A 24,771-nucleotide genomic window follows, 5' to 3' on the forward strand; every position below is an offset into this window, starting at 1 on the left:
AGCATTCATTCTGCTTTTGAAATTTCGTCGTTGAAGAGCCATGGCACCAGCTCGGGCCAAGGTCCCTCGCCTAGCGAGAGTCAAACGGCTCGTATGGCTAACGCCTACGATCCGGTAATTCTCTTCGAGTCGGGTTCGGCCTGGCAGCTTTCGTGTCACTTCACAAGTCCCCGTTGCAGTCTTATGGACTGCTCTGGTGACTTGTTCCAGTGAACGAAAGCTAGTTGCCAGTCCTCACACCCTGATGCTTGCTTGTTCATGGCTAACGACCTATTTCAAAGCGCCACTACTGCTCATAGTTAATTAATACAAGTGATATTATTTATTATTTAGGATTAAGAAAAAATACATTCTATAAAATGCACTAAGCTCTTAAAGATACAAAAGTCTAAAAATTCTCATAGTTTAAACAAAAAACCATGTAGGTAAAAAACTTACATGGTTTTTCTATTTTAGGAGGTATTTTTACTGATAAAAGGTTACACTATAGGAGATTAGAAACAAAGAGGGAGGACTATGATGCAAATCAGACCGGTGAGAAGAGAAGATAGTCAGGCACTAGCGGCTATTTACCGTTATTATGTGGAAAATACCAGCTTTACCTTTGAAGAAGTGCCGCCCACGAGTGAGGAAATGTCTGAACGGATTCATTCCATCGCCCAAGCTTTTCCCTACTATGTGGCTTGTAATGACCAAGGGCAGGTCTTGGCCTACGCCTATGCCCATGCCTTCCATGAGCGTTCTGCCTATCGTTATAGCGCTGAGATTTCTATCTACAGCCAAGTCAATAAGAGCGAGAAAGGACTGGGGACTGCCCTCTATCAGGCGGTGGAACGGGATTTAAAGGACCAAGGGATTAAAACTATCCTGGCACTGGTGACTGCCGATAACCAGGTCAGCATCAACTTCCACCAAAAAATGGTTATCAATTAGTCGGTCACTTGCACCAGGTCGGTTATAAATTCGGTCAGTGGTTAGATACGGTTTACTTTGAAAAGCATATTTAAGGTACAAAAAAGGAGACGCTTTAAAGCCTCTCCTTTTCAAGTCTATTATGAATGAAGCCTTAGATAATTTTTTAAAACGTTATATAGAGAAAATAAAAAGCACCTAGTAACTAAGGTGCTTATTTCTTTCATAAAGCTTGAGAACATATAGATGTATTTTTTAATTTGCGTGATATTTGCGTGATTTCTTAGAAATAACTAAAAGCTTCGTCTTTTTTACACTCTATTCAAACGTGTTCAAAAAGTCAGCCCTGGCGTCCACTTCAGGAACTATGTGCGATAGTTTTGCAACTATCTTCCATAGTCCGCTCCAGTTGCTATAGCTGTTCGAAGCGCAAGCGAGTTACAGATATAGTATGCGAAGCGGTCCAGAGCCTTTTTGACTTTTTTCACACTCTATCTAAACGTGCTCGGTGACAAAAGTGAACTCCACTTCAGAAATATTTGTCAATCCTTTTCAAGGATTTCCGCATATTTCTTCCAGTGTTTCACTTTTTTCTGTCACCTCGCACTCTATTATGCAGGCGATGGGATTTGAACCCACACTTCAAAGAAACTGCCGCCTGAAGACAGCGCGTCTGCCGTTCCGCCACGCCTGCGCGATGCTACTATTGTATGCCTAAACTTGGGTAAATGTAAAGGAAAAAATCAAGTGTTATTACAAAAGCTAAACTTTAACGCTAGGTTTCCTATAAAAAACCGCTTGAGAAGCTTTTTAAAGGCCTTCTCAAGCGGTTGAAGTTAATATTAGTACTTGTTCCACTTGTCAGCGATATTGTCCTTTAGAGGGCTGTTGAGCATGGCAATGAGTTTTAAGCGGGCGTGTTGGCCGTTAAGATAGCCTTGGTCTAGAATGACACCTACTTCTTCTAATTGGATAGCAGCCCCCTTGCTGGCGTAAACCTTATGGACCCCGCCGCGGTTAGCTTTAGCCACCAAAACCACTGGAATTCCTTTTTGAATCACTTGGGCGAGGATATCTTGGAGGGCTGGTGGTAAGGATCCTACTCCAAAGCCCTCTAAGACAAAGCCCTCAGCGCCAGCCTCCACTAAGGCGGTAATCATCTTGGGATTGAAATCCAGGCTGGCCTTAACCAGGTAGACGTTAGGGGTAAAGTTTTGGTCTAAGTGGACAGGGAATTTCTTGACAGGATGGTAGTCACGGAAATAATGAACTCGACCACCGTAGGTAACCCCTAAAGGGCCGGCATTGAGGGACTCAAAGGCATGGAGGCCGATACTGTTATTTTTCACTACATCATTGACAGTAAAGATACACTGGTTAAAGACTAAAAGCGTCCCCTTACCGTAGCTATCATCGCTGGCAGCGGTCAGAACAGCATCGCGGATATTGGAAAAACCGTCATATCCCAAGTCCTGGCTGGATAATTGGCTGCCGGTAAAGACGACCGGCACAGGCGTATCCAGGAGCAAGTCGACAAAGTAAGAAGTCTCTTCCATGGTATCCGTCCCATGGGTGAGGACAATACCCTGGGCGCCCTTTTCAATTTCAGCTTCAATGGCTTGGGCAATATCGGCCATATCGGCTAAGCTCATTTCATTAGAAGGGATACTTTTGACCTCTTTAATCTTTAGATCGACGGCTAAACTGCTGAGGTCCATATCTTTGAGGAGTTCGCTCCCAGTTAAGGTCCCCGACTGCAGGCCCCCGCCTTGGGTATGGACGCTAGTAATGGTTCCCCCTAAATTAATTAAAACAATCGATTTTTTGTCATTTTTGACCTCCTTTGCATGATTGATGACTACTAGAAAGGTCCATAGCCAATCATTTGGGCAATAATAATTAAAGCCATGCTGGCAAGATAGAGGATGCCTAAGAGTGGTAGGAAAAACTTGGCCCAGTCGCCCCATTCAATCTTGGCATTAGCAATAGTTGCCATAAAGTACCCTGACGTCGGATAGAAAACATTAGTTAAGCCATCTCCTAGGGTATAGGCTAAGACCGCCACTTGCTGGTTGAGCCCTACCATCCGTGCTAACGGTGAGATGATGGGCATCGCCACAATGGCCTTACCTGATCCAGAGGTAACAAAGAAGTTAAAGATAGTAATAAAGAGAAAGATGGCCAAGGCGGAGAGATAAACTGGAAGTCCTTGGAGCAGGTTACCAAATTGGTGGACCACCGTATCCAAAATTTTAGCCTCATTCATCAAGACTGAGACCCCATTGGCTACTGCAATTAAGATGGCTCCGGATAGGACACTGGAACACCCTTCCATAAAGGCTTGGATCAAGTCATTGGTAGGCATGCGGTCAATCAGGGCGGTAGCAACAGCAATCATAACAAAAAGTCCAGCCATTTCAATCATGCCCCAGCCATTAACTAAGACATTGTAAATCATATAGGCAAAGAGCAGAATTAAAACGATACCAATGATTTTTTGCCGGGCAGTCAAACGGACCGCTTGGCTAGTTTGCCCAATCTTTTGTTCTTCCGACTCGATTAAGCCCTCTTGGTAGGCTTCTTTGAGGACAAGTTCAGGATCGCGGTGGATTTTCTTGGCATATTTCATCAGATAGAGACTACAAATCAGATAGAAAACAATAAAGACTATCACCCGGTAGCCCATCCCGGAAAACATGGGGAGACCAGCAATTTGGTGGGAAATTCCGACGGTAAAAGGATTAGTAAAGCCAGCAGAAAAACCCACACAGGTGGTAGAAATAAGAACAATACCAGCCGCCGTTAATTTATCGAAGCCTAGACTTAGAATTAGAGGCATGATGATAGGTAAGTAAACCAAACTTAACTCCGCTGTTCCGATAAAGGCTGCAATTAATGCAAAGAAAAACATTAAAATGGGAATAACAAGGACCCCATTATCAGAAAATCGGGCTGAGAGATTGGTAACAATGCCATCAATAAGGCCAGTCTTCTTTAAAACTTCCACGGTCCCGGCAATGATTAGGGTAAAGGCAATGACGCTAGCACTCTTGGTAAAGCCCTTAGGAATGGCATTCCAAAAATCAGTGAAGCTAGTGGGGTTTTTAGGCACATAGTTGAACTGCTCGGGATTGGCCACTTCTTGCCCCGATGGCAAGGTCATGGAGGCAAATTCTCCGGCGGGTATAATATAGGTTAGGCCGGCAATAACGATTAATAAGATAAATAAGACCACTAAGGAATTAGGCATTCTAAAGCGGCGTAGCTTTGCTTTACTCATCGGATTCCTCCTTTTTCTTCTGTCCGTAATGCATCAATAAATGGGTAAAGGTTTCTACCATTGTCACTAAGACTGCTTCTTCAAAGTCAAATTGGGAATTATGGTGGCCATTTGCCTTGGCTAACTCGCTCCCAAAGAGCATGAAGCAGGCCCTGCCCTTGAGTTCGGCTACTCGATTCATGAAGAAGACCACATCCTCTGAGGCTCCAAAATGAAAACCGACTGAACTAGGAATGCCGGCCTGGTTGAGAAGACCATGGATTTCTTGATAGAAGGGTTGGTCTTTTTGATTTAAGGCAGGAGCTTCACCGACTTGCTGGATTTGGTACTTGCACTGGTATTGCATGGCTGCCCCGGCAACGACTTCTTTGACTCGTTTGTTTAAGTGGTCATTGATCTTTGACGATGAGCCGCGGGTTTCCATTTCTAAGCGGCAAGAATTGGCAATGATATTTCGTCCTGCCCCACCTTGGATCTTCCCAACATTCACACGGGCTGCTCCTGTGGAATATTGGGGTAAGGTTTCTAGATTTAATAAGGCTGAAGCGGCGGCCAGGATGGCATTATGGCCCTTTTCTGGACTGGCTCCAGCATGGGCGGATAAACCCGAAAATTGGATGTCCGTTTTGGTTGTGGCTAGAAAACCATCAGTAGCCAGGGTGACCTGGTTGGCTGGGGCCCCCATGCCAATATGACCGGAAAGAAAGTAGTCATAGCCATCGACCAGTCCGGTATTGACCATAGACTTGCCCCCTTTAACCCCTTCTTCAGCGGGTTGAAAGATCAGTAAGTACTTCCCTGTCAATTGGTCTTGGTGGTCCTTTAACCATTTAGCCAGGTAAAGCCCCACAGTAATATGGCCATCGTGGCCGCAAGCATGCATGTAGCCCTTGTGCTTGGAAGCAAAACCGTACAGATTAGGCAGGTGTTTTTTGCTCTTACTCTCCTTAATGGCTAAACCGTCAATATCAAAGCGCATGGCAATACTTGGTCCAGGTCGCTTTGTATCTAATTCGCAGACAGCCCCGGTATAACCGGCTAGGATCTCTTGAATGTCAAAATCAACGTCTTCCTTAATCGTGGCAGCATAGGACTGGGCAAAGTCTTTTTTGGGTAGGCCCATCATACAATCCGGATTGTGTATGGTTTTGCCGTATTTAACCTCATATCCCAGGGCTTTTAGGCGGTTGATGATACTGATAGTGGTTCGGTATTCCATCCAAGCCGGTTCAGGAAAACGGTGATAGTAGCGGCGCATGGCTGATAGCTCTTGGGCCAATGTCCGATCAGACATAGTGATTCCTCCCTCGTCTTTCTTTTTTTATCTATTTATTATAGCATAGGCTATTTGCTAATTTCCTCTAAATAGCGGTGATATTTTGACTAGTCAGACCACTATCGGCTTTGTGACTTAAGCAGAGGATCTTTTTGGAAAAAATGCTAACATAGGCCTAGGTCAGCCCGGCAGTCAATATCGCTTGCCAAGCAAAAATTTACTGATTTTCAAGATTTTATCCTTGTTATTCCGGATAATTTTTGCTATGATTACAAACTGTGAGTATGAAAATTACTCTCCTTGTTCTTAAATGAATTAAGAACCTTATAGACCAAAAGGAGGTGCGAACTGATGAGTGAAAATGTAACAAAATATGAAGTGTTATACATTATCCGTCCAAACATTGACAGTGAAGCTAAAGAGGCTTTAGTGAAACGTTTTGACGATATCCTAACTTCAAACGGCACAACAATCACTAAATCAGAAGATTGGCAAAAATTGCGTTTCGCATATGAAATCAATGATTTCCGTGAAGGTGTTTACCACTTGATCGAATGTGAAGCAGAAGACGCAGCTGGAATCGATGAATTCAACCGTCTTGCCAAGATTAATGACGACATTTTACGTCATATGATTACAAAAGTTGAAGCTTAGTGATAAGAAGTAATTCTTAAGAGAGGGGTCATTGTATGATTAATAATGTCGTCTTAGTCGGCCGATTAACTCGCGAAGTTGATCTACGTTATACCCAAAGTGGAACTGCAGTAGCCAACTTTACTGTAGCTTGTGACCGTAACTACCGCAATGCCCAAGGTGAAACCCAAACGGATTTCATTAATTGTGTAATGTGGCGTAAAGCAGCTGAAAACTTTGCTAAATTCACACGGAAAGGGTCTTTGGTAGGGATTGAAGGGAATATTCAAACCCGTAACTATGAAAACCAACAAGGCCAACGTGTCTATGTGACTGAAGTTCTAGCGAATAACTTTAGCTTATTGGAACCTAAGAGTGTCACTGAACAACGCCCACAAGGCAGTGACAATGGCAATAACTTTGGCAACTCAGGCAATAGTTTTGCTAATGACTCTTTTGGCTCAAATCAAAGTTTTGGCGGCTATAATAATCAACAAGAATCCCCTTCAATGAATGACAACAGCTTTGGTGGATCCAATGATCCATTTGTGGGAGGAAATAATAATCCTTTCCCATCAAATGATAATGACGGATCGATCAATATCGCTGATGATGATCTTCCATTCTAGTGGAATGGACAAAGGAGGATAATGAACATGGCACAAAATCGTCGTCGTGGAGGACGCAGACGTAGAAAAGTATGTTTCTTCTGCGCTAACCACATGGACTTTATTGATTATAAAGATACCGATTTGCTAAGTCGTTACGTTTCTGACAAGGGTAAAATCTTACCACGCCGCGTAACAGGTACCTGTGCTAAACACCAACGTACCCTAACTTCAGCAATCAAACGCGCACGGATTATGGCTCTCTTACCATTTACCGTTGCTGAATAATAAAAGTTATAAAGGAGGCTGTGATAACTATCGCAGTCTTTTTTATTTGGCCCTTTTCTGCTGAGCGCACGAAAGTTGCCAAGTATAACCCTAATGCAGAAATAACTTATCAACAGGTGGATAATGAAAAACTAAAGATAATTTGTCCATTATAATTGACAAAATAAAAATATTCGATTATACTGTCGTATATTGCTGACATCGCAGTGAAATGGGTGAGGTGAAGGATGAATCGCTTAAAATATTACCGCACACGGTCGGGATTATCGCAAAAAGCTCTAGCTGAAGAGATTGGCGTTGCTCGTCAAACCGTGAATATGATTGAAAATGACCGTTATAATCCAAGTCTAGAGCTCTGCATTGCCTTAGCCAAAGCCTTAGATACTGATTTAAATGCTTTATTTTGGGAGGAAGATGATGATGAGAAAGAAGAATAGTCTCTATATTCGTTTCTTAAAATTCTTTTATGGCGTTGAAGAAATGGATGAATATCGGCTTGTTCAATGTGAGCGTATGGGGAACAAGTGTTTCATTTTTATATGGCTCTGGGAAGCTATTTTATTCCTACTCGCCCTTTTTTTCCCAGCTGAAAAGTCATTAATCGCTTTTAATTTTATTCTATGGGGTTCTTTATTTGGTATTGTTATGACTATGGTCTATATCTTGATCTTTTCAATGAAATTAGGCATTATGGTTAAAGAAATTGATGCCTCTGACTACCCTGCTAATAAAAAACGAATTCGAAAGAAAGTCACCAAAAGTTCTCTCATCTATGGAATTATTCTGTTTCTCTTTCAGAGTTTAGGGCAAAAGGTTAAAGAAGGTGCTTTTCATTTCGGTACTAGGGAAGTTGTTTTTCTCTTAGTCGCAGTGATCATTTTTTATCTCTTTATGTATTATATGAATATGCGATTACTAAAGAAATACGAGGATTCTTAATTTGAAAAGGACCTGTGGATAAATAATTGAATAAGAATTAGAAGAAGTCTAGCCTGAGCGCTAGGCTTTTTTTGTGGATAAGTGTTTCACGTGAAACAAGATATCTGCTAAGATATACACCTGTGGATAAATCTGTTAATAAAACGAATGTTCTAGCTTGAAACCTTGCTACTAAGCCTTTTGTTATTGTGGATAAGTGTTCGGCTTATAAGTGTTCTCTAGGAATAAAACTCTTTTCGATGGTCTTATCCACAAGTGGATATCATTTACTCACAGTGGATAGAGTGCAGAGTATTTTAATTATTAAGCTTGTGGATAAGCTATAAGATTGACTCAAAGGAAATCCGCCTAAGTTTGAAACCTATTCTTATTCATGGTCTAGTTCTATGGCTAGGTGTGCTAGGTGTATATAATGGTTATTTCTGGATAGGGACTTCTTTATAACTTGACTATAATCTTTTTAGCTATTGTTTTGCTTATTTGTAGAGTAATTTCTTTATTACTTAGTAAATAAGAGATGATTAATTAAGTACAAGGTGTGCTGTTTGTTTTATTAATAATATTATCTGGGCTTATGGTTATTAGCTTTATATACTACTTACTCTTTTTTTCATTTAAGCTAAACCTGTAAACTACTAATTTAAATAAATATAGCTACTGCTATGGAATACCTTCTTCTTTTTTGAGTTAATGCCTTTATTATTATTTTGATTAAGCTAGTAGTACATTATAAGGAAAGCATTTAAATGGAAAATTTTTCCAGAATAAGACGTAGTTTAGTTTAATAAGGGTATCTCTGCCTAACTGTTAACTGACTTATGTTTCACGTGAAACATCTCTACTTTGAAATGTTTCTTTGTAATTTAGAATATAGTCCTTCCTTGTCTTGCTCTTTCTTGTTTAATTATATAAATTCTTTCTTATTTATGGTTATTATCATTATATTCTTAAAATTTTATTTACTTCATAAAATGATTAAACTGGATTTGACTTGTTTGTTGTTTTTTCCTTTTGGGGGTGGTTAATTTGTTTTTACTTTATTTTTGCCTTACGATTTTAACCATTTGGATGCATTTTGTAAGAACTCTTATGGCTCCCAACAACCTCTATTCTTACTAGAAAGGTATATCAGACTGCTATAAGGATTGAATAGGCCTATAAATATACTCCAATATAATTCAATATCTATTTGTTTTACAGAATTGTTCCACGTGAAACATGCAATTTCTCTGTTTAACAGTTTTATAATTTTCATATATAAATGTTTCACGTGGAACATCAGTTATTTGAGAGCTTGTTTACTTTATATAGTGACTTGATTTTAAACGAGCTAATAACTATAAAATAAGGAGGCATATTTTTAGTGTTAAGATTAAGCATTTAAGCATTTGGTGCTTTTTGCTTTATAGCTTTTGTTATACAGGCTTGTTATGTTTTAGTGTTGAGGAAATAAGCTATGGAACAGATAAAAAAGTGTGAAACAAGGCATATAAATAGATTGTAAATTAAATAAACCCTTTTAAAGTGCTATTGTTTCACGTGAAACAATGAATATATTTTCAATAAATTATAATATAAGTGAAGTTTTACAAGATTTTTTAGTAAAAGTAGTTTATAAAGCTCATATACTTATATACGTACGCTCGATCGATCCATTTGTTAGTTAAAGATAAGTAAATCGTATATTTTCAGAATGTTTCACGTGAAACATTCCATTATGTAGCAATTTTCCCCTACATGCGAATATTAATAGCTAACTAATCTAATCTATTCTAAAGGAGAGGCACTATAACTGATAAATTACTATCTACTAAGTAACCTATATAAAGAATAGAAAGAAAAAAGATTTCTGCATATTTACATTGCTCCTAGCACTAGGTTATTCGTATAATGCTTTATAAATTAATTATATGAATAGCAGCTTGGGCTTTTTTAATTTATAACTTAGTCTGTACTTCTGATAAGGATAATTGTTTAGTCTCGTTTCTTGATTAAGGTAAATAACTTATAGTATCTACTAATTTGCTTATGGATAAGATCTATGTAAGGAGATTAGATTACTGATAGGCCTTTAATACTTAAGGTTAAAGTCTTCCTAGCTTCTTTATACAACTGTGGTGATAAGTTTCAGCTATAGTCTTATATAGGAAATAAGTGTCTGAATTTCCTATTTAGATTTCGCTTTTAAATTTATTTGCAAATTCAGAAATAAGAAAGTATGTTTCACGTGAAACATTTCTGTGAAAACATCAAGACAACCCCTTTTATAGGGCAGGGCTTTCTTTTATCTCTTCTTATATAAAATAGAGGATATTTCTACCGTTCAAGATTAATAACTTGTATTGATTATAAATCAAGGCTTGCACTCTTAAAACTTACCTTATTCCGATGACAGCTTTTTAAATGAAACTAATGCTTCCTCCGCCGATTCCCTACAGGCTCATATAGGCCAAGAATAGGAAATCTTTAGAATTTATTAAAAATATGGTAAAATAGAGGATGTATGTATACCTTTATCGTTAACTACAAAGGAGAAAAATATGAAAGATAATAAACATAGTGGACGTCTGTCCAATATCTTAAATCAATCCAATATTTTTGTGCCTTTGGTTATTGCTGCCATCTTAGTTTTCCTAGCGGTAGGGATGCTAATGCATAATAATCCCTTAATTGCCCTGATTTCATTTCTTTTGGTTATTTTTGCTATTATTCTAGTCTATGTAGCCTTCAGGTTGATTGAACAGGAACTGAATAAGCAGGTTTATGATCTCACTGATGATATTCAAACCATTGAAAATGAAATTCTTTTACAGATCCCCCTAGGAATTATTTTGTTTGAAGAGGATGACACCATACGTTGGATGAATCCCTATATGCAAAATTACTTTAATAGTAGTGATACTTTAGGCAATAAGATTGATGATGTGGATAGCGTTTTATCCGATATCTACCACCAATTAAAAGAAAGGGATGAAGATGATGTCACGGGTCATCCGATTTCCTGGGACGACCACTATCTCTCGGTGGGACTTTTGGAAGACCAAAATGCCATGTATATGCTAGATATCACTGAATATGGTCGTATAGCCGATGTGGCTGACAAGAACCGTCTAGTCATTGCCAATATCTTAATTGATAACTATGACGAAACCATCGCTTCCTATTCCGACCGGCGGAAATCCACAGTGGATAACTTTATGACTAAGCAATTATTCGCTTGGGCTAAGAAGTTTGGTTCTTTTATCAAGCGTTTGGATGATGACCGTTTCCTCTTAGTCACTACTTATGGGGAATTGATGGAAATGGAAGAAGATCGCTTTTCAGTCATCGATACCATTCGCGAGACGACCTCTAAGGGCAACTTCCCCTTGACGATTTCCATGGGGATTTCTTATCAAGAGGAGGATGACGAAGCGCCAGATATTGGTAAAATTAACGAAATTGCCCAATCTAACTTGGATTTAGCCCTCAGTCGTGGGGGAGACCAGGTGGTGATTAAGATTGAAAGCGAAAAAGCTCGTTACTATGGTGGGAAAACTAACCCAATGGTGAAGAGAACACATGTTCGCTCTCGTCAAATTGCTACCACTATCGCTCAAATGATGCAACAAAACGAATCGATCTTTGTAATGGGCCACGATTATCCGGATATGGATGCCATTGGGGCCTGCATTGGGATTCGACGCATTGCCGAGATGAATGATCGCAAGTGTCATATTATTATTGATGAATCACGGATCAATTCTGATATTGAGAAGTTACTGGTGGAATTGCGTAAGGACGAGGTCATTAATGAAGCGATCATTAGTCCCCAAGAGGCAGAAGAACTGATCGAACACAATTCCTTACTCTTTATCGTCGATGTTCACCGGCCTTCGATTACTACCGCACCGAAATTGATTGATATGGTCAATGGGGTAGTGGTTATCGACCACCACCGTAAAGGGGAAGAATATCCTGAGAATGTCCTCCTAGAGTATATTGAACCCTATGCCTCATCCACCTGTGAGCTGATCACCGAGTTCTTTGAATATCAAAATGCATCCTCTAAATCCATTAACCGGATTGAAGCAACAACCATGTTAGCTGGGATTATTATTGACTCCAGAAACTTTACCCTAAGAACGGGATCACGGACCTTTGACGCCGCTTCTTACTTAAAATCCTGTGGAGCCGATTCAATCTTGATTCAAGAGTTCCTTAAGGAGGACTTATCCGAATACATTAAACGGAACCAATTGATTGAAAGTGTCGACATCATGCCGCCTTACTATGGAATCGCTGCGGGGGACGATGACACGGTCTATTCCACAGTGACTGCAGCTCAGGCAGCTGACTCCTTACTATCTATGAACGGCATTGTCGCTTCCTTCGTGGTCTTCTTAAGGGAAGACAAGCGGGTAGGAATCTCTGCTCGTAGTATGGGGAATGTCAATGTTCAAACCGTTATGGAAGAACTTGGTGGTGGTGGTCACTTGTCTAATGCCGCTACCCAAATTTCTGATGTTAGTGTCAGCCAAGCCCGTGAGCTTTTAGTTGATGTGATTAAGAAACAAAGTGAGGAAGACTAGGCAGGTAGACTGTCAAAAAAGAAGAGTTTTAACTTTTATTATATAGGAAGGAAGATAATCAACATGGGACAGTCAGGTTCTTGTTGATTATTTTCTTTATCAGGAAAGTAGGTAATTATGAAAGAGAATATTATCCAAGTTGACCATTTAAATATCGCTAGTGACCAAGGGGCTATTATCAAGGACTTATCCTTTACCATTGAAGCGGGTGAATTTGTCGGTATCAAAGGGCCTTCCGGATCAGGGAAGAGTACCTTATTGAAATACTTGGCCCAATTATATGACCCAGCTTTACAGGTTTCTGGCACCTACCAATTAAATGGTCAAGCGATCGAGGATTACCCACCAACCACTATTCGTAAGCAAGTCTCCTATTGTTTTCAATCCCCGCAATTATTTGGACATACCGTCAGGGAAAACCTGGCCTTCCCCTTTGAAATTCGTGGGGAGGATTTTGATGAAGACTTGGCTAAGCGTGGCTTAGAAGCCATGGCCTTGGATACGCAATTTATCGATAAGGAAATTGACACCTTATCTGGCGGGGAGAAGCAGCGGGTCGCTTTAATTCGGAACCTCTTTTTTGAACCCAAGGTGCTCTTATTAGATGAGATTACCAGTGCCCTGGATGCCAAGTCCCGTGATTTGGTCTGGTCTTGGTTAAAAGATTATCGAAACAAGCACCAGGTTACTTACTTGATGGTTTCACACATCGATTCAGAACATGGGATGACTGACCGAACGCTGACCTTATCAGCTACGGAAAAAGCGCCATCTGATGAAGATGAATCATCTAGCCAAGCAAAGCTAGGGGGTAAAGTGGTTGAATAGTATGCTCCAAGCCAACCCCCTTTCCCTGATTCTCAGTGCGGGCCTGGTGGTGATTAGTCTCTACATTTCCTACCGCCAACGCTTAGGTTTAGAGGGCGAATTAATCACTTCCGCTTTTCGAGTGGTCGTCCAACTCTACCTCGTGGGGCTGGTTCTTTCCTTTATTTTTGATATCAACCACCCCCTCTTGACCGCCACTTTAATTGGTCTGATTATTATTAATGCGGCCTTTCACGCGGCCAAACGGGGCCAGGGGATTGACCATGTTTTTTGGATTTCGCTCTTAGCCATTAGCTTTACGGTAGTCGGGACGCTTTCCTTACTAGTCCTAGCTGGGGCCCTGGCTTTTACCCCTTCACAGGTAATTGCCTTAGGTGGAACCATCGCCGGAAATTCCATGACGGCTCTGGGCCTAGCTTATGGGCATTTACTGACTACTTTCGACCAAGATAGGCAAAAGATCCAAGAACGCTTAGCCTTAGGAGCCAATCCCAAGCAGGCGTCCATGGGAATAATCCGCCAAGCCATGCAAAAGGGGATGCGGCCAACTTTGGACAAGGCCTATGCGGTGGGGATTGTGACCTTTCCGGGGACTATGAATGGTTTGCTCTTTGCTGGGGTAGCGCCAAAGACCGCCATTATGTATCAGATGATGATTATGTTCACCCATATCTCAACGGCAACCATCGCTTCTTTCGTGGCCACCCATTTTGCCTATCAGAGTTTCTTTGATGACCGGCAACGCTTAAAATTAAGCGCCCATAGTCGCGATTAGGAGGAGGAATAGCATGGAAAATGTAAGTATGACCCCAATAGCTCTAGCCTTTTCTTTTTCTTTAGTTTTGATTAGTTTAGCGATTTCTTATTTTAACCAATTGAAGTTAGAGAAGGCGATCTTGACGGCGGGGATCAGAATTGTTATCCAATTGTCGATTGCCGCATTGATTTTTCAATTTATTTTTACTAAGGATAATTTTTATTTATCTGCCCTCTTATTACTGGTGATGTTAGTAATCGCGGCTTGGAACGCCTCTAAGCGCGGTGGGCAGATCAAGGGGCGCTTTTGGATTGCTCTGGTGACCCTGATGGTGACAGAAGGGGTGACGCTCTTTGTCTTCGTGGGTTCAGGCGCAGTACAGTGGACCCCGTCCCAAGTGATTCCCATTTCCGGGATGATTATTGGTAACGCCATGAATGCGGTAGGCTTAGTCTTCTCGGACCTGTTGACCTATTTTAGTGACCAGTCGCAAGTCATCTTAGAACGCTTGGCATTGGGCGCAAGTCCTCGGCAAGCGTCACAGGGATTGATTCGGCAAACCATTGCTGATGGAATGATTCCGACCATTGACGGCGCTAAGACTACTGGGATTGTGACTTTGCCTGGCATGATGATGGGACTGCTCTTTGCGGGCGTTGACCCCATGACAGCGGTCCTCTATCAAAGTATTGTCATGTTCATGACCCTATCGACAGCGGCGATTACCACTTTTGTGTCTTCTCTACTCACTTATCGGAAATTCTTTACCGAGCGCGAGCTCTTGATTCGCCGGCATTCCTCCGATAAGTAAGTGGAAGACAAGGCCAAAGCTTGAGCTCTGGTTAATTCTTTATTAGAATAAGATTATGTTTATTCGTGAACAGGCCCAATACTCAAAGCCTGTTAGCTATGAGACAAAGAAAATTACACAAGGAGGCTTAACAATGAAAGTCATTTTTCTACAAGATGTGAAAGGCCAAGGTAAAAAAGGCGAGATCAAAGAGGTGAATACCGGCTATGCACAAAACTTTCTCTTCAAAAAGGGTTTAGCTAAGGAAGCGACCAAGTCAGCCGTTTCTGCCTTAGAAGGGAAGAAGAAGGCCCAAGCCAAGGAAGCTGCTGAAGAATTGGCCGAAGCCAAAGAACTGAAGAAAAAATTAGAAGATGAAGAGACTGTCGTAGAAGTCAAAGCCAAGGGTGGCGAAGACGGTCGTCTCTTCGGCTCGGTAACCTCTAAGCAAATCGCCCAAGCTTTGAAGAAACAATATGACATCAAGGTCGACAAACGTAAAATTGACCTGCCTGAACCAATCCGGGCTTTCGGTTACCGGAATGTGCCGGTTAAATTACATAGTGATGTGGAAGCGACTATCCGCGTTCATATTGTTGAAGAATAATTAGTCGCAAGCTTTGAGAGCCAGGACCGGGGGATTTCACCCACTGGCTCTTTTTCTTGTCTTTTTGACAGAGAAGGATTAGTATATGGTATTCGCAAAAGTTCATGTATAATAGTAGGGATCGGATGAGAAAGGATGGTCTGAAGCGATGGCAGATGAACATTTAATCGAGCGCATTCCGCCTCAAAGTATTGAAGCGGAACAGGCAGTCTTAGGGTCGGTGTTTTTAGATCCTGAGGTTTTTCCTGCTGTCAATGAATACGTTGAACCCCAAGACTTCTATAAACGGGCCCACCAACTCATCTTTGAAAGCATGCGGCAATTGAACGAAGACCAAGAGGGGATTGACGTGATTACCGTTCAGGACAGCCTCTTAAGTCAAGGCATGTTGGATAATGTGGGCGGGGCAGACTACCTCTTCGAACTGGCGACCAATACCCCAACAGCAGCCCACGCCGAATACTATGCCCAGATCGTGGAACAGAAATCGATCTTACGAAAATTAATCCATGCTTCCAATGAGATTTCTAGGGAGAGTTACGAAGAACAGTCCGATGTCATGGATATCTTGGACCATGCGGAACGGGCAATTCTAGATGTGTCCCAGAGCCGTAACCGGAGTGGCTTTGTCCATATTGGTAAAGTTTTGAACCATTCACTGGATACCATTGAAGAATTATCCAAGAATAAAAAATCGATTACCGGTCTAGCGACAGGCTATCCGGATTTAGACCGGATGACAGCGGGCTTACATGAAGACGAACTGATTATTATCGCCGCCCGTCCCGGGGTAGGGAAGACCGCCTTTGCCTTAAATATCGCCCAAAATGTGGCTACCAAGCAGGATGCAGTTGTGGCGCTATTCTCCCTTGAAATGGGGGCAGAATCCTTGGTTAACCGGATGCTGTGCGCTGAAGGGAGTATTGATGCTGGTCGCTTGCGGACGGGGCAACTGCTGGAACAAGAGTGGTCAGACTTAATTGTGGCTATGGGAGCCCTGGGGTCTTCGGAAATTTATATTGATGATACCCCCGGTAACCGGATGGCAGAAATCCGGGCCAAGTCCCGTCGCCTTTATCAAGATAAGGGCAGGTTGGACCTGATTGTGATTGACTACTTGCAGTTGATTGAAGGAAGCCGGCGGAGCGAGAACCGCCAACAAGAGGTTTCTGAAATTTCCCGGCAATTAAAGAAATTAGCCAAAGAACTGTCTTGTCCCGTGGTTGCCTTATCCCAATTATCGCGGTCCGTAGAACAAAGACAGGATAAACGCCCAGTCCTCAGTGATATCCGGGAATCGGGATCCATTGAACAAGACGCCGATATCGTGGCCTTCCTCTACCGCGAAGACTATTATGAACGCGAAGACGGGGAAGAGGCCGAAGACCATGAAGAGAATAATATTATTGAAGTCATCATTGAAAAGAACCGGGCCGGCGCTCGGGGAACCGTCAAGTTGATCTTTACCAAAGAGTTCAATAAATTCTCTTCCGTCAGCTTTAGGGATGAAGAAATGGTCTAATCACTGAGCTTTGATTGGAAGTAATTTTATTGAAATTCCGCTATCCTATAAGGAAATTGCGAATTATGGCTACTTTTTCCCCCTAAAATGAAAAAAAGTCTTGCATTTTAGGTCAAACAGGAGTAACATTATAAAGGTAGTCAACGGATCCTTAGCTCAGTTGGTAGAGCAACGGACTCTTAATCCGTGGGTCGAGGGTTCGAGCCCCTCAGGATCCATACTGAATAAACAGCGCAATAGCAAGTCTTTGAAAAGCTTGTCATTGCGCTGTTTTTGTATCTTGAGATAAGTATCGCTCAGCCCTTACTTGGACGCTTATGGGGCAAAATCTTTCTACCTCCATGGTTGACTTAGTCAAATATATTCCTTTAAAATTTGCCCCCAAGAGGCTTACCTAAGCGAATGAATGAAGAGTTATTAAAAGTGGTTTTATTGACTTAAGCAAAATTTTTCTTTACTTTTTCATGTGAAAGTTGTAACATATAGAGGTGACAGTTCGCTGTCACTATACCATATTCATTGTGGTCATTCGAATAAGGGTAGCTTGTGGGTATCTGATGAAAATTTTCCTTGGGTATTTCAATAGGCTACCTCTTTTCGTATTTATAGGTTTTTAGCGCGACTATTAAGTCACATACAATGGTCTTAACTCCCATAATTTGGTTCTTTAAGCCCTTTAAAACATTGCTTTACTTTTCCATGTGAAACATATAACATAATAAATGAAAGCGGATACACAAAAGAAAATTTGAAAGGAGTTTTATCATGCCTTATCGTATGATTCTTAATGAACGTTCTTACTTTGGGCCGGGAGCGATTCAACATATTCCTGAAGAGTTCCACGGCAAGAATTTGACCAAAGCTGCTATCATTACTGACCGGGGTCTGGTGGATGCTGGTGTGGTTAAGCGCGTAACCGATTTATTAGATGAAAATGATATTGCTTATGATGTTTTTGACCAAGTGGAAGCCAACCCAAGTGTCAATACGGTGAAGGCTGGCGTCGACTTTGTGAAGGAAAGCGGTGCGGACTGCATTATTGCTATTGGTGGGGGATCCTCCATGGATACTTCTAAGGCAGTCGGAATCATTATCGAAAACCCAGAATTTGCTGATGTGGTTTCTCTGGAAAGGACCGCCCCTACTAAAAATAAGGCCATGATGACCTTTGCGGTACCAACTACAGCAGGAACTGGGGCTGAAGTCACCATTAACTACGTGATTACTGACACCGATAATAAGCGTAAATTTGTCTGTGTTGACCCTAATGATATTCCTGATGTGGCTTTCGTAGATAGTGAAATGATGATGTCCATGCCTAAGAAGTTAACGGCAGCAACGGGGATGGACGCTTTGACTCATGCTATTGAGGGTTACATTACCCCAGGAGCCTGGGAAATGAGTGACATGGTCCACATCAAGGCTATTGAAATGATCGGTCGCTCGATCCGCAAGGCAGTGGACGGTGACCCTAAGGCTAAAGAAGATATGGCAAGCGCTCAATATATTGCAGCTATGGGTTATTCTAATGTCGGTTTAGGCCTGGTTCATGGGATGTCCCACCCCCTAAGTGCTTGGTATGGCATTCCTCATGGTCAAGCCAATGCGATCCTTCTGCCGGTCGTGATGCGCTATAACAAAGACTATACGGGTGAAAAATTCCGGGATATTGCCAAGGCATTAGGGGTCAAAGACACCGATAAAATGACCATTGAAGAAGCTCGTGAAGCTGCTTGTCAAGCCACCCTATCCATTGCTGAAGATATTGGTATGATTGCTAAATTAAGTGACTTAGGGATGAAGGAAGAGGATATTCCGCTAGTGGCTAAGGATGCTATGGCTGATGTCTGCACCCCAGGTAACCCACGTCCCGCCCAATTAGATGAAGTGATCGAACTCTATGAAAGCTTAATGTAAAACTTATCTTAATCTCCCTTATATTTATTGTGGTCATTCGAATACAGCTAGCCCATTAGAGTAAGGCTTGGATAGTAATTCGCTATCATTACTCTTTTTGGCTAGCTCTTTCTATCTAAAAAAGACCCTGCCTGTAGCGGGTCTAGAAAATTTGACTTGCTAATGGACCTTTTCTAATAAAAAATGTATTTTTGTCTATTTATTTACATAAACAACATCTAATATTTACTATAAATTTACAATCGAATGCTAAAGTAAGAGTGTAAGATTATTCGACCTCTATTTTCTCAAGTGTCCTTCTTTAAATGATTGGCAAATTATTTAATGTTTGAGAAAAGGTTATCTTATACCGCTTCTGTTGCAACCCTCCCCATGCGACAGGGGCTTTTTTAATGGGATTGATAATCATCGTCCTCATAGTATTCATGGTTGTAGGCGTCTCCCAAATAGTCGCCTGCTTGTTCGGGACTGGCTTGGCTATGGTGGATTTGGAAGACTTTTTCGGGGTTCATTCGCGCTTCATCACGTTGGCGTTTAACTTTATCTTGCTTATAGATATGAATATTATGGATGAGTTTAATAATCGGTCGCATGACAAAAGAGAAGCCCCCAATTAAAAAGAGGGTATTGCCATAAATAGCGGGTGCCCCAAAGAAGTTACAAATGGAACCGATAAAATAAAGGCTCCCGGTAAAAATATCATTAAAAATATCATTAATTAATGAAATAATGGTATAGACATTCTGAAAATATAAACGCAGGGGACCGAGCTTTACCACGATGTCCTCTGCTTCAGAATTGGGTTCATAGGTTTTCTTTCTAATTTCGCCATTAAAAATCCTCCTTATGCATAGTTAGAGCAGGGGCCCTTCATAAGCTCCTGCTCTTTAAGTAATTACATTTTATTTTGACTAATTATTTAGTGGGGTAGGAAAAGATGCATGATGATAGCGAGCAGGGTAAAGGCAATATTGACTAGGACAGTGTAAATAATTCCCCACTTATAAATGACACCGGCTTGGTCTTCTGCCTTGGCTGTTGACGCGCCTAAGACCACATTAGAGGGACCAATACAGTTTCCTACAGATGAGGCTGCTGATTGGTTGGCTATCATCTGATTGAGACTGAGTTGGGGCATCGATTGTACCACACTACTGTGGATAGGAACAAATAAAATATTACCTGAAGTCGTTGACGATGTCATAAAGGATGAAAAGGTTCCAATCCATGGCGACAGGCCAGCATAGATGATTGGAGAAGAGACACTGGCGATACCCATAGCAATCACGGTATTTTGCCCAGAATTGACTAGGACTTGACTTAACATGAGGAAAAGCAAGGTAGTCAAGCTTGGTGTAATGGCATCACCAACAACTCCTTGGGTGATATCTTTACCTAAGGCTTGCTTGTCCTGGTAGCTACCATGGTAACGGTACCAGAGCCAGGCAGCAATGGAACTGAGTAATAAATAAAAGCCAGGACTGGTTAAAGGGGCAATGGGTGAATAAGCTTGAGTACCTTCGGTTACAAAGTGATAGCCCGTGGAAAAACTATCATAGGATAGTAAAGAAATTTGAAATTGTTCAATGAAGTTGGCGATGCTTGGTATGCCTAACATGATTAAGGATATAGCAATTAATAAATAAAAGGGCACAAAGGCTTGGTTAATTGTCAGTTTTCCAGTATTTTCCTCTCCACCATCATCATCGTCAAAGTCATCTTGCATGATTGGAGAATTGCTGACAGTAATTTCTTCGGAAGGTTCTTGATAAAAATCAATCCGGGCGAAGAGAATCATTGCTCCCATAGCTAGAATAGCTGGTAGGACGGCAGCCATTTCGGTATTAAATTGGGCGACCAGGATCTGCCCCAGGCCATGAATGACTGAGATGGTCAGGATAATCGGTAGCCCTTCTTTAATAGCTTGCCAGCGTCCGTAAATCCAAGCGACAAAGAAACCACCGATAATATCTGAAACAAATAATAAAATCGTCGTATATAATAAGGTCAAGGGTTCATTTTCAATATTGACTAGCCCCAGAGTCGTGGACCAGGCAATGCCTAAGGACCCAAAGAGGTTGGACCAAGCGGTGGAGGTCAGGGCAATAATGACCGCAAAAGCGGGTTTGACTCCAATTCCTACTAATAATGGCGCCACTATGGCGATAGGTGCCCCAAAACCAGAAACGCCTTGTAATAGTGAGGCAAAGACCCAACCGAACATTAATATCAGGTAAAGATGATTGGTCGATTTATTCGTGATGCCTTCTTTAATAGCTTCAAAAGCGCCTGCGTGTTTACAGACTTGGTAAAATAATAGGGCGGTCCAAATGACCATAATGATTTCAATTGTATCCCAGGCCCCTTGACCGAGGGAAACCAATAAACCATATAAGGGTAACTTAAAGAAAAAATGCCGGTAATTAAACCGATAATTAAAGAAATTAATGCTGATTTGACAGCAGACCACTGCAAGACGACCAACATTAACATCATGAGTAGCATGGGAAGAATGGCAATTAGCCAGGCCCCTATCGACAGGGGTAGATCTGTTCCCATTTCATCACTTCCTTTCTTGTTATGCTTTAAAATTGTGACTATTCAGAATTCAACTTAACATAGAAATTATCAGATAAAAAATAAAACGGGCTGATTGGCTTTTTCAATGGTAATTGGTTTATCTTTGAAAATCTTTATGATAGATTGAATTTATCGTCGGTAAAAAGATTGAATAGGAGGAATTGAATGTCAATTGATAAGAAAGTGGAATTACTACAGGAAATTATCCAAACAGAAACCGTTAATGGCAAAGAAAAACCATTAGCAGAAACTTTTGCTGAAGTCTTTGACCAAGCTGGCATTGAAACGAAGTTGGTTGACCATGATGATGAAAGGGCCAGCTTAGTAGCCGAGTGGCAAGGCGGTGATGAAGGCAAGATTTTGGCTTTAACTGGACACTTTGACGTGGTTGCTGCTGATGATGCCCAAGAGTGGAGTCATGACCCTTTCAGTGGCGAAATTGTGGATGATTACATGTATGGTCGAGGAACTTCTGACATGAAGGCTGGTCTTCTTGGCTTGGCCTTAGCCCTGATTGAACTGAAAGAAGAAGGCTATGAACTCCCAGGTAGTATTCGCTTCTTAGGAACAGCTGGCGAAGAGATTGGGATGCTAGGTTCCAAGGCCCTGACGGATGCTGGGTATACTGAAGATATTGATGCTATCCTCATTGCTGAACCGGTTAATCCTGGGGAAATCAATACTTCCCATAAAGGGTCCTTGAATTATCAACTGACAGCGAGTGGTCAAGCAGCCCACTCTTCAACTCCACAAGAAGGGATTAATGCCATTGACTTGCTGCGTCAAGCCATGGACCATATCCAAGAAAAAATGAATCAAGTCACTAATGACTATGAAAGTGATGTTCTGGGACGTACCCTCCATTCCTTTACCGTGATTGAGGGCGGGAGTCAAGAGAACTCTATTCCAGAAACAGCTATTGTGAAGGCCAATGCCCGGACCATTCCTGAATACTCTAATGACAAGATTATTGACTTATTGGAAAATGTTGTTGAAGAAGTTAACGGTCAAGTCGACGGTGAACTGAGTTTGGAAGTGACCCAAGATAGTTCGCCTGTCTATACACCGGATGATAGTCAATTAGTCCAAGCCTGCCTAAAAGAATTGGGTGAAGAGACAGAAGTGACCAGCTTTAATGCTGTGACTGATGCTTCTAACTTTACTCAAGTGGATAAGGACTTTGATATGGTCATTTATGGACCTGGTGACTTGGCTTTAGCCCATAGTCAAGATGAACACATTAAAGTAGAAGACTATCTTCAATTTATTGACCACGTTAAAGCAATCATCAAAAATTATTTTGATGAATAAAAATAAAAACGAAGCCTTACTTGCCTGGCTCCCACTCTCCTATGGGGGCTAGGCATTTTCCATGGCTTCGTTTTTTAATGAGGAAGAAAATGTCTTATTGATTTAAGAATAATTAGTTATAAACTGTTTCGTCTTTTCTTGTGAGTGTCGCACTTTCTCTAAACCTGCTCCAAGCGCAGAGCAAGCGTCCTCTTCAGAAAATTCCAACGCACAGTTTCCTGTGCTTATGGTATTTTCTTCCAGAGATCTTGCTCTTTTTTTGCGCTTGTCGCACTCTGTTCAAACCTGCTCCAAGCGCAGAGCAAGCGTCCTCTTCAGAAAATTCCAACGCACAGTTTCCTGTGCTTATGGTATTTTCTTCCAGAGGTCTTGCTCTTTTTTGCGCTTGTCGCACTCTATCCAAACCTGCTCCAAGCGCAAGGCAAGCGTCCTCTTCACGAAAAGTCGACGAATTCTCTACGTGAATGCGTCGACTTTTCGCTCCAGCGATCTTGCCTTCTGACGCGCTTGTCGAACTCTCAAGTTTAGCTTTCGAGTATTCTAAGAACTTGGTCGACGTCCTTATCGCCGCGTCCAGATAGGGTGACGAGAAGGATTTGATCGGAGCTGTATTCAGGGGCTAATTTTGCAGCCAGGGCCAGGGCATGGGAGGACTCCAGGGCCGGGATGATCCCTTCTGTGCGGGAAAGCAGTTGGAAGGCAGCCAGGGCTTCATCGTCAGTGATGGCGATATATTCAGCCCGGTGACTGTCCTTGAGATAGGCGTGTTCCGGTCCTACAGCCACATAGTCGAGTCCGGCTGAGATGGAATAACTTGGCTTGGTATTGCCTTCTTCATCAACTAGGCAGTAGGTATTCATGCCGTGCTCGATCTTAATCGATCCTAGATTCAAGGTGGCTGCCGTTTGATCGCTGTCTAGGCCTTTTCCACCACCTTCAGCGCCGTAAAGCTTGACAGTCGGCTCATCGAGATAATGGGCAAAGGAACCAATAGCATTGGACCCGCCCCCGATGCAGGCGATTACTGCGTCGGGTAAGCGACCCTCACGTTCCAGGATTTGGGCCTTACTTTCCTGGCTAATCACACTTTGGAAGTGCTTGACCATGCTGGGGTAAGGGTGGGGACCAACGGCTGAGCCCACTAGGTAGTAGGTGTCTTGGTAATTGTCAATCAGGTCTTCAAAGGCAGCATCGACGGCTTCTTTAAGGGATTGGGCCCCACGTTTGACGCCAACAACCTTGGTTCCCATCAGTTCCATTCGGAAGACATTTAATTTTTGCCGCTCCACATCCTTTTGCCCCATGTAAACTGTGCAGTCTAGGCCAAATTTGGCGGCGACGGCTGCTGTTGCCACCCCGTGTTGGCCGGCTCCGGTTTCAGCGATGAGCCGTTTCTTGCCCATGCGTTTAGCGATGAGAACTTGGCCGATGGTGTTATTGACCTTGTGGGCGCCTAAGTGGTTGAGGTCTTCACGTTTGAGGTAAATTTTGGGTCCGCCTAAATGCTTACTGAAGTTCTCAGCGTAGTAGAGCGGGTTCTCCCGACCGACATAGTCGCGTAGGTAAAGGGCCAGTTCTTGTTTGAAGTCGGGATCGTCCTTGATGTCTTCATAGAAGTCGGCAATCCGGTCCAATTCTTCCTTCACCACTTCAGGGACATAGCAGCCACCAAATTCACCATAAAAACCATTATTAATTTCTGTCATCTCGATTTCCTCCAAATCTTATTTTTAAACTGTGCTTACTTGGAGTCTAAGACGCATGGAGACGACAAAAAACCGCATAGACTTTCTATGCGGTCGTGTTTTTTGGTCACACTCGGCATAGACTCCTTTTATTTCAAGGTAAATAAAGTGAGTCTAAACCGATAAAAGTTCGCTCACTTCCTATGCCATTTTTGCCAGCTTTGGAATGTGTTCTTCATGATGTGACCTCCTTGTTAAATCTTGCTA

General features: G+C 42.0%; 20 protein-coding genes and 2 tRNA genes. 15 read left to right on the forward strand and 7 right to left on the reverse strand.

Annotation, left to right across the window (positions count from 1 at the left end):
* The first annotated feature begins 516 nt into the window (after positions 1–516).
* Positions 517–933, forward strand: a complete 417-nt coding sequence (locus HMPREF9243_RS00070) for a GNAT family N-acetyltransferase (RefSeq protein WP_081456571.1) — start codon at positions 517–519, stop codon at positions 931–933.
* Positions 934–1,526: 593 nt separating this feature from the next.
* Here HMPREF9243_RS00070 and HMPREF9243_RS00075 read toward each other — a convergent pair.
* The 4 genes from HMPREF9243_RS00075 to HMPREF9243_RS00090 form a co-directional block, all read right to left on the reverse strand.
* Positions 1,527–1,606, reverse strand: a tRNA-Leu gene (locus tag HMPREF9243_RS00075).
* Between the two features lie 148 nt (positions 1,607–1,754).
* On the reverse strand, positions 1,755–2,879 hold the full coding sequence (locus HMPREF9243_RS00080) for an asparaginase (protein ID WP_081456572.1): 1,125 nt from the start codon (positions 2,877–2,879) through the stop codon (positions 1,755–1,757).
* Positions 2,774–4,192, reverse strand: coding sequence for a YfcC family protein (locus tag HMPREF9243_RS00085; protein ID WP_013668695.1), 1,419 nt, complete (start codon positions 4,190–4,192; stop codon positions 2,774–2,776). The genes HMPREF9243_RS00080 and HMPREF9243_RS00085 overlap by 106 nt, the downstream gene beginning before the upstream one ends.
* The gene (locus tag HMPREF9243_RS00090; RefSeq protein ID WP_013668482.1) at positions 4,185–5,486 is read right to left on the reverse strand and encodes an amidohydrolase; all 1,302 of its coding nucleotides are present in this window, start codon (positions 5,484–5,486) and stop codon (positions 4,185–4,187) included. Before HMPREF9243_RS00090 ends, HMPREF9243_RS00085 begins: the two co-directional genes overlap by 8 nt.
* Before the next feature lie 333 nt (positions 5,487–5,819).
* Here HMPREF9243_RS00090 and rpsF point away from each other — a divergent pair, with 333 nt between their 5' ends.
* From rpsF to fucO, 13 genes are all read left to right on the forward strand, one after another.
* Positions 5,820–6,122 (forward strand): 30S ribosomal protein S6, encoded by a 303-nt coding sequence (gene rpsF / locus HMPREF9243_RS00095; RefSeq protein WP_013669618.1) that lies wholly within the window; start codon positions 5,820–5,822, stop codon positions 6,120–6,122.
* Positions 6,123–6,157: 35 nt separating this feature from the next.
* On the forward strand, positions 6,158–6,730 hold the full coding sequence (gene ssb, locus HMPREF9243_RS00100; RefSeq protein ID WP_013669178.1) for a single-stranded DNA-binding protein: 573 nt from the start codon (positions 6,158–6,160) through the stop codon (positions 6,728–6,730).
* Positions 6,731–6,757: 27 nt separating this feature from the next.
* Positions 6,758–6,997, forward strand: coding sequence for a 30S ribosomal protein S18 (gene rpsR / locus HMPREF9243_RS00105; protein WP_013669454.1), 240 nt, complete (start codon positions 6,758–6,760; stop codon positions 6,995–6,997).
* Positions 6,998–7,224: 227 nt separating this feature from the next.
* A complete protein-coding gene (locus HMPREF9243_RS00110; RefSeq protein ID WP_013669762.1) occupies positions 7,225–7,434 on the forward strand; it encodes a helix-turn-helix transcriptional regulator in 210 nt (69 codons plus the stop codon).
* A 43-nt stretch (positions 7,435–7,477) separates the two neighbouring features.
* Entirely contained in the window at positions 7,478–7,936 is a 459-nt protein-coding gene (locus HMPREF9243_RS00115; protein ID WP_231286953.1) for a DUF3278 domain-containing protein, read from the forward strand.
* Between the two features lie 2,540 nt (positions 7,937–10,476).
* Positions 10,477–12,507 carry a DHH family phosphoesterase gene (locus HMPREF9243_RS00120; protein ID WP_013668864.1) on the forward strand — a complete coding sequence of 677 codons (2,031 nt, stop codon included), beginning with the start codon at positions 10,477–10,479 and terminating at the stop codon, positions 12,505–12,507.
* 117 nt (positions 12,508–12,624) lie between these two features.
* The gene (locus tag HMPREF9243_RS00125; RefSeq protein ID WP_013669608.1) at positions 12,625–13,335 is read left to right on the forward strand and encodes an ATP-binding cassette domain-containing protein; all 711 of its coding nucleotides are present in this window, start codon (positions 12,625–12,627) and stop codon (positions 13,333–13,335) included.
* A 1-nt stretch (position 13,336) separates the two neighbouring features.
* Complete coding sequence (locus HMPREF9243_RS00130; RefSeq protein WP_013669007.1) at positions 13,337–14,110, forward strand: ABC transporter permease; 774 nt, start codon at positions 13,337–13,339, stop codon at positions 14,108–14,110.
* 13 nt (positions 14,111–14,123) lie between these two features.
* Positions 14,124–14,903 carry an ABC transporter permease gene (locus HMPREF9243_RS00135; protein WP_013669816.1) on the forward strand — a complete coding sequence of 260 codons (780 nt, stop codon included), beginning with the start codon at positions 14,124–14,126 and terminating at the stop codon, positions 14,901–14,903.
* A 133-nt stretch (positions 14,904–15,036) separates the two neighbouring features.
* Positions 15,037–15,489 (forward strand): 50S ribosomal protein L9, encoded by a 453-nt coding sequence (rplI, locus tag HMPREF9243_RS00140; protein WP_013669284.1) that lies wholly within the window; start codon positions 15,037–15,039, stop codon positions 15,487–15,489.
* Positions 15,490–15,637: 148 nt separating this feature from the next.
* Positions 15,638–17,011, forward strand: coding sequence for a replicative DNA helicase (gene dnaB, locus HMPREF9243_RS00145; protein ID WP_013668584.1), 1,374 nt, complete (start codon positions 15,638–15,640; stop codon positions 17,009–17,011).
* A gap of 145 nt (positions 17,012–17,156) precedes the next feature.
* Positions 17,157–17,229: transfer RNA gene (locus HMPREF9243_RS00150), tRNA-Lys, on the forward strand.
* A gap of 547 nt (positions 17,230–17,776) precedes the next feature.
* Positions 17,777–18,928, forward strand: coding sequence for a lactaldehyde reductase (fucO, locus tag HMPREF9243_RS00155; RefSeq protein ID WP_013669327.1), 1,152 nt, complete (start codon positions 17,777–17,779; stop codon positions 18,926–18,928).
* A 389-nt stretch (positions 18,929–19,317) separates the two neighbouring features.
* Here the strand turns inward: fucO and HMPREF9243_RS00160 are convergent, their stop codons facing one another.
* Positions 19,318–19,707 carry a YrhK family protein gene (locus HMPREF9243_RS00160; protein ID WP_013668880.1) on the reverse strand — a complete coding sequence of 130 codons (390 nt, stop codon included), beginning with the start codon at positions 19,705–19,707 and terminating at the stop codon, positions 19,318–19,320.
* 140 nt (positions 19,708–19,847) lie between these two features.
* On the reverse strand, positions 19,848–21,398 hold the full coding sequence (locus HMPREF9243_RS00165; RefSeq protein WP_041705717.1) for an L-lactate permease: 1,551 nt from the start codon (positions 21,396–21,398) through the stop codon (positions 19,848–19,850).
* 275 nt (positions 21,399–21,673) lie between these two features.
* Between HMPREF9243_RS00165 and HMPREF9243_RS00170 the strand changes: the two genes are divergently transcribed.
* Entirely contained in the window at positions 21,674–22,819 is a 1,146-nt protein-coding gene (locus HMPREF9243_RS00170; RefSeq protein ID WP_013669053.1) for an ArgE/DapE family deacylase, read from the forward strand.
* A gap of 524 nt (positions 22,820–23,343) precedes the next feature.
* On the opposite strand, the gene trpB is transcribed toward HMPREF9243_RS00170, so the two are convergent.
* Complete coding sequence (trpB, locus tag HMPREF9243_RS00175) at positions 23,344–24,525, reverse strand: tryptophan synthase subunit beta (RefSeq protein ID WP_013669775.1); 1,182 nt, start codon at positions 24,523–24,525, stop codon at positions 23,344–23,346.
* Positions 24,526–24,771 lie beyond the last annotated feature (246 nt).

Source organism: Aerococcus sp. Group 1 (assembly GCF_000193205.1).
Classification (GTDB): Bacteria; Bacillota; Bacilli; order Lactobacillales; family Aerococcaceae; genus Aerococcus; species Aerococcus urinae_A.

Bases quoted from the DNA above. Each gene is read 5' to 3' on its own strand.
- dnaB (WP_013668584.1), top strand. From the start codon at position 15,638: ATGGCAGATGAACATTTAATCGAGCGCATTCCGCCTCAAAGTATTGAA.
- HMPREF9243_RS00085 (WP_013668695.1), bottom strand. From the start codon at position 4,192: ATGAGTAAAGCAAAGCTACGCCGCTTTAGAATGCCTAATTCCTTAGTG.
- fucO (WP_013669327.1), top strand. From the start codon at position 17,777: ATGCCTTATCGTATGATTCTTAATGAACGTTCTTACTTTGGGCCGGGA.
- HMPREF9243_RS00130 (WP_013669007.1), top strand. From the start codon at position 13,337: ATGCTCCAAGCCAACCCCCTTTCCCTGATTCTCAGTGCGGGCCTGGTG.
- HMPREF9243_RS00115 (WP_231286953.1), top strand. From the start codon at position 7,478: ATGGATGAATATCGGCTTGTTCAATGTGAGCGTATGGGGAACAAGTGT.
- ssb (WP_013669178.1), top strand. From the start codon at position 6,158: ATGATTAATAATGTCGTCTTAGTCGGCCGATTAACTCGCGAAGTTGAT.
- trpB (WP_013669775.1), bottom strand. From the start codon at position 24,525: ATGACAGAAATTAATAATGGTTTTTATGGTGAATTTGGTGGCTGCTAT.
- HMPREF9243_RS00110 (WP_013669762.1), top strand. From the start codon at position 7,225: ATGAATCGCTTAAAATATTACCGCACACGGTCGGGATTATCGCAAAAA.
- HMPREF9243_RS00170 (WP_013669053.1), top strand. From the start codon at position 21,674: ATGTCAATTGATAAGAAAGTGGAATTACTACAGGAAATTATCCAAACA.
- HMPREF9243_RS00120 (WP_013668864.1), top strand. From the start codon at position 10,477: ATGAAAGATAATAAACATAGTGGACGTCTGTCCAATATCTTAAATCAA.
- rplI (WP_013669284.1), top strand. From the start codon at position 15,037: ATGAAAGTCATTTTTCTACAAGATGTGAAAGGCCAAGGTAAAAAAGGC.
- rpsF (WP_013669618.1), top strand. From the start codon at position 5,820: ATGAGTGAAAATGTAACAAAATATGAAGTGTTATACATTATCCGTCCA.
- HMPREF9243_RS00090 (WP_013668482.1), bottom strand. From the start codon at position 5,486: ATGTCTGATCGGACATTGGCCCAAGAGCTATCAGCCATGCGCCGCTAC.
- HMPREF9243_RS00135 (WP_013669816.1), top strand. From the start codon at position 14,124: ATGGAAAATGTAAGTATGACCCCAATAGCTCTAGCCTTTTCTTTTTCT.
- rpsR (WP_013669454.1), top strand. From the start codon at position 6,758: ATGGCACAAAATCGTCGTCGTGGAGGACGCAGACGTAGAAAAGTATGT.
- HMPREF9243_RS00070 (WP_081456571.1), top strand. From the start codon at position 517: ATGATGCAAATCAGACCGGTGAGAAGAGAAGATAGTCAGGCACTAGCG.
- HMPREF9243_RS00125 (WP_013669608.1), top strand. From the start codon at position 12,625: ATGAAAGAGAATATTATCCAAGTTGACCATTTAAATATCGCTAGTGAC.
- HMPREF9243_RS00080 (WP_081456572.1), bottom strand. From the start codon at position 2,879: ATGGGGCGACTGGGCCAAGTTTTTCCTACCACTCTTAGGCATCCTCTA.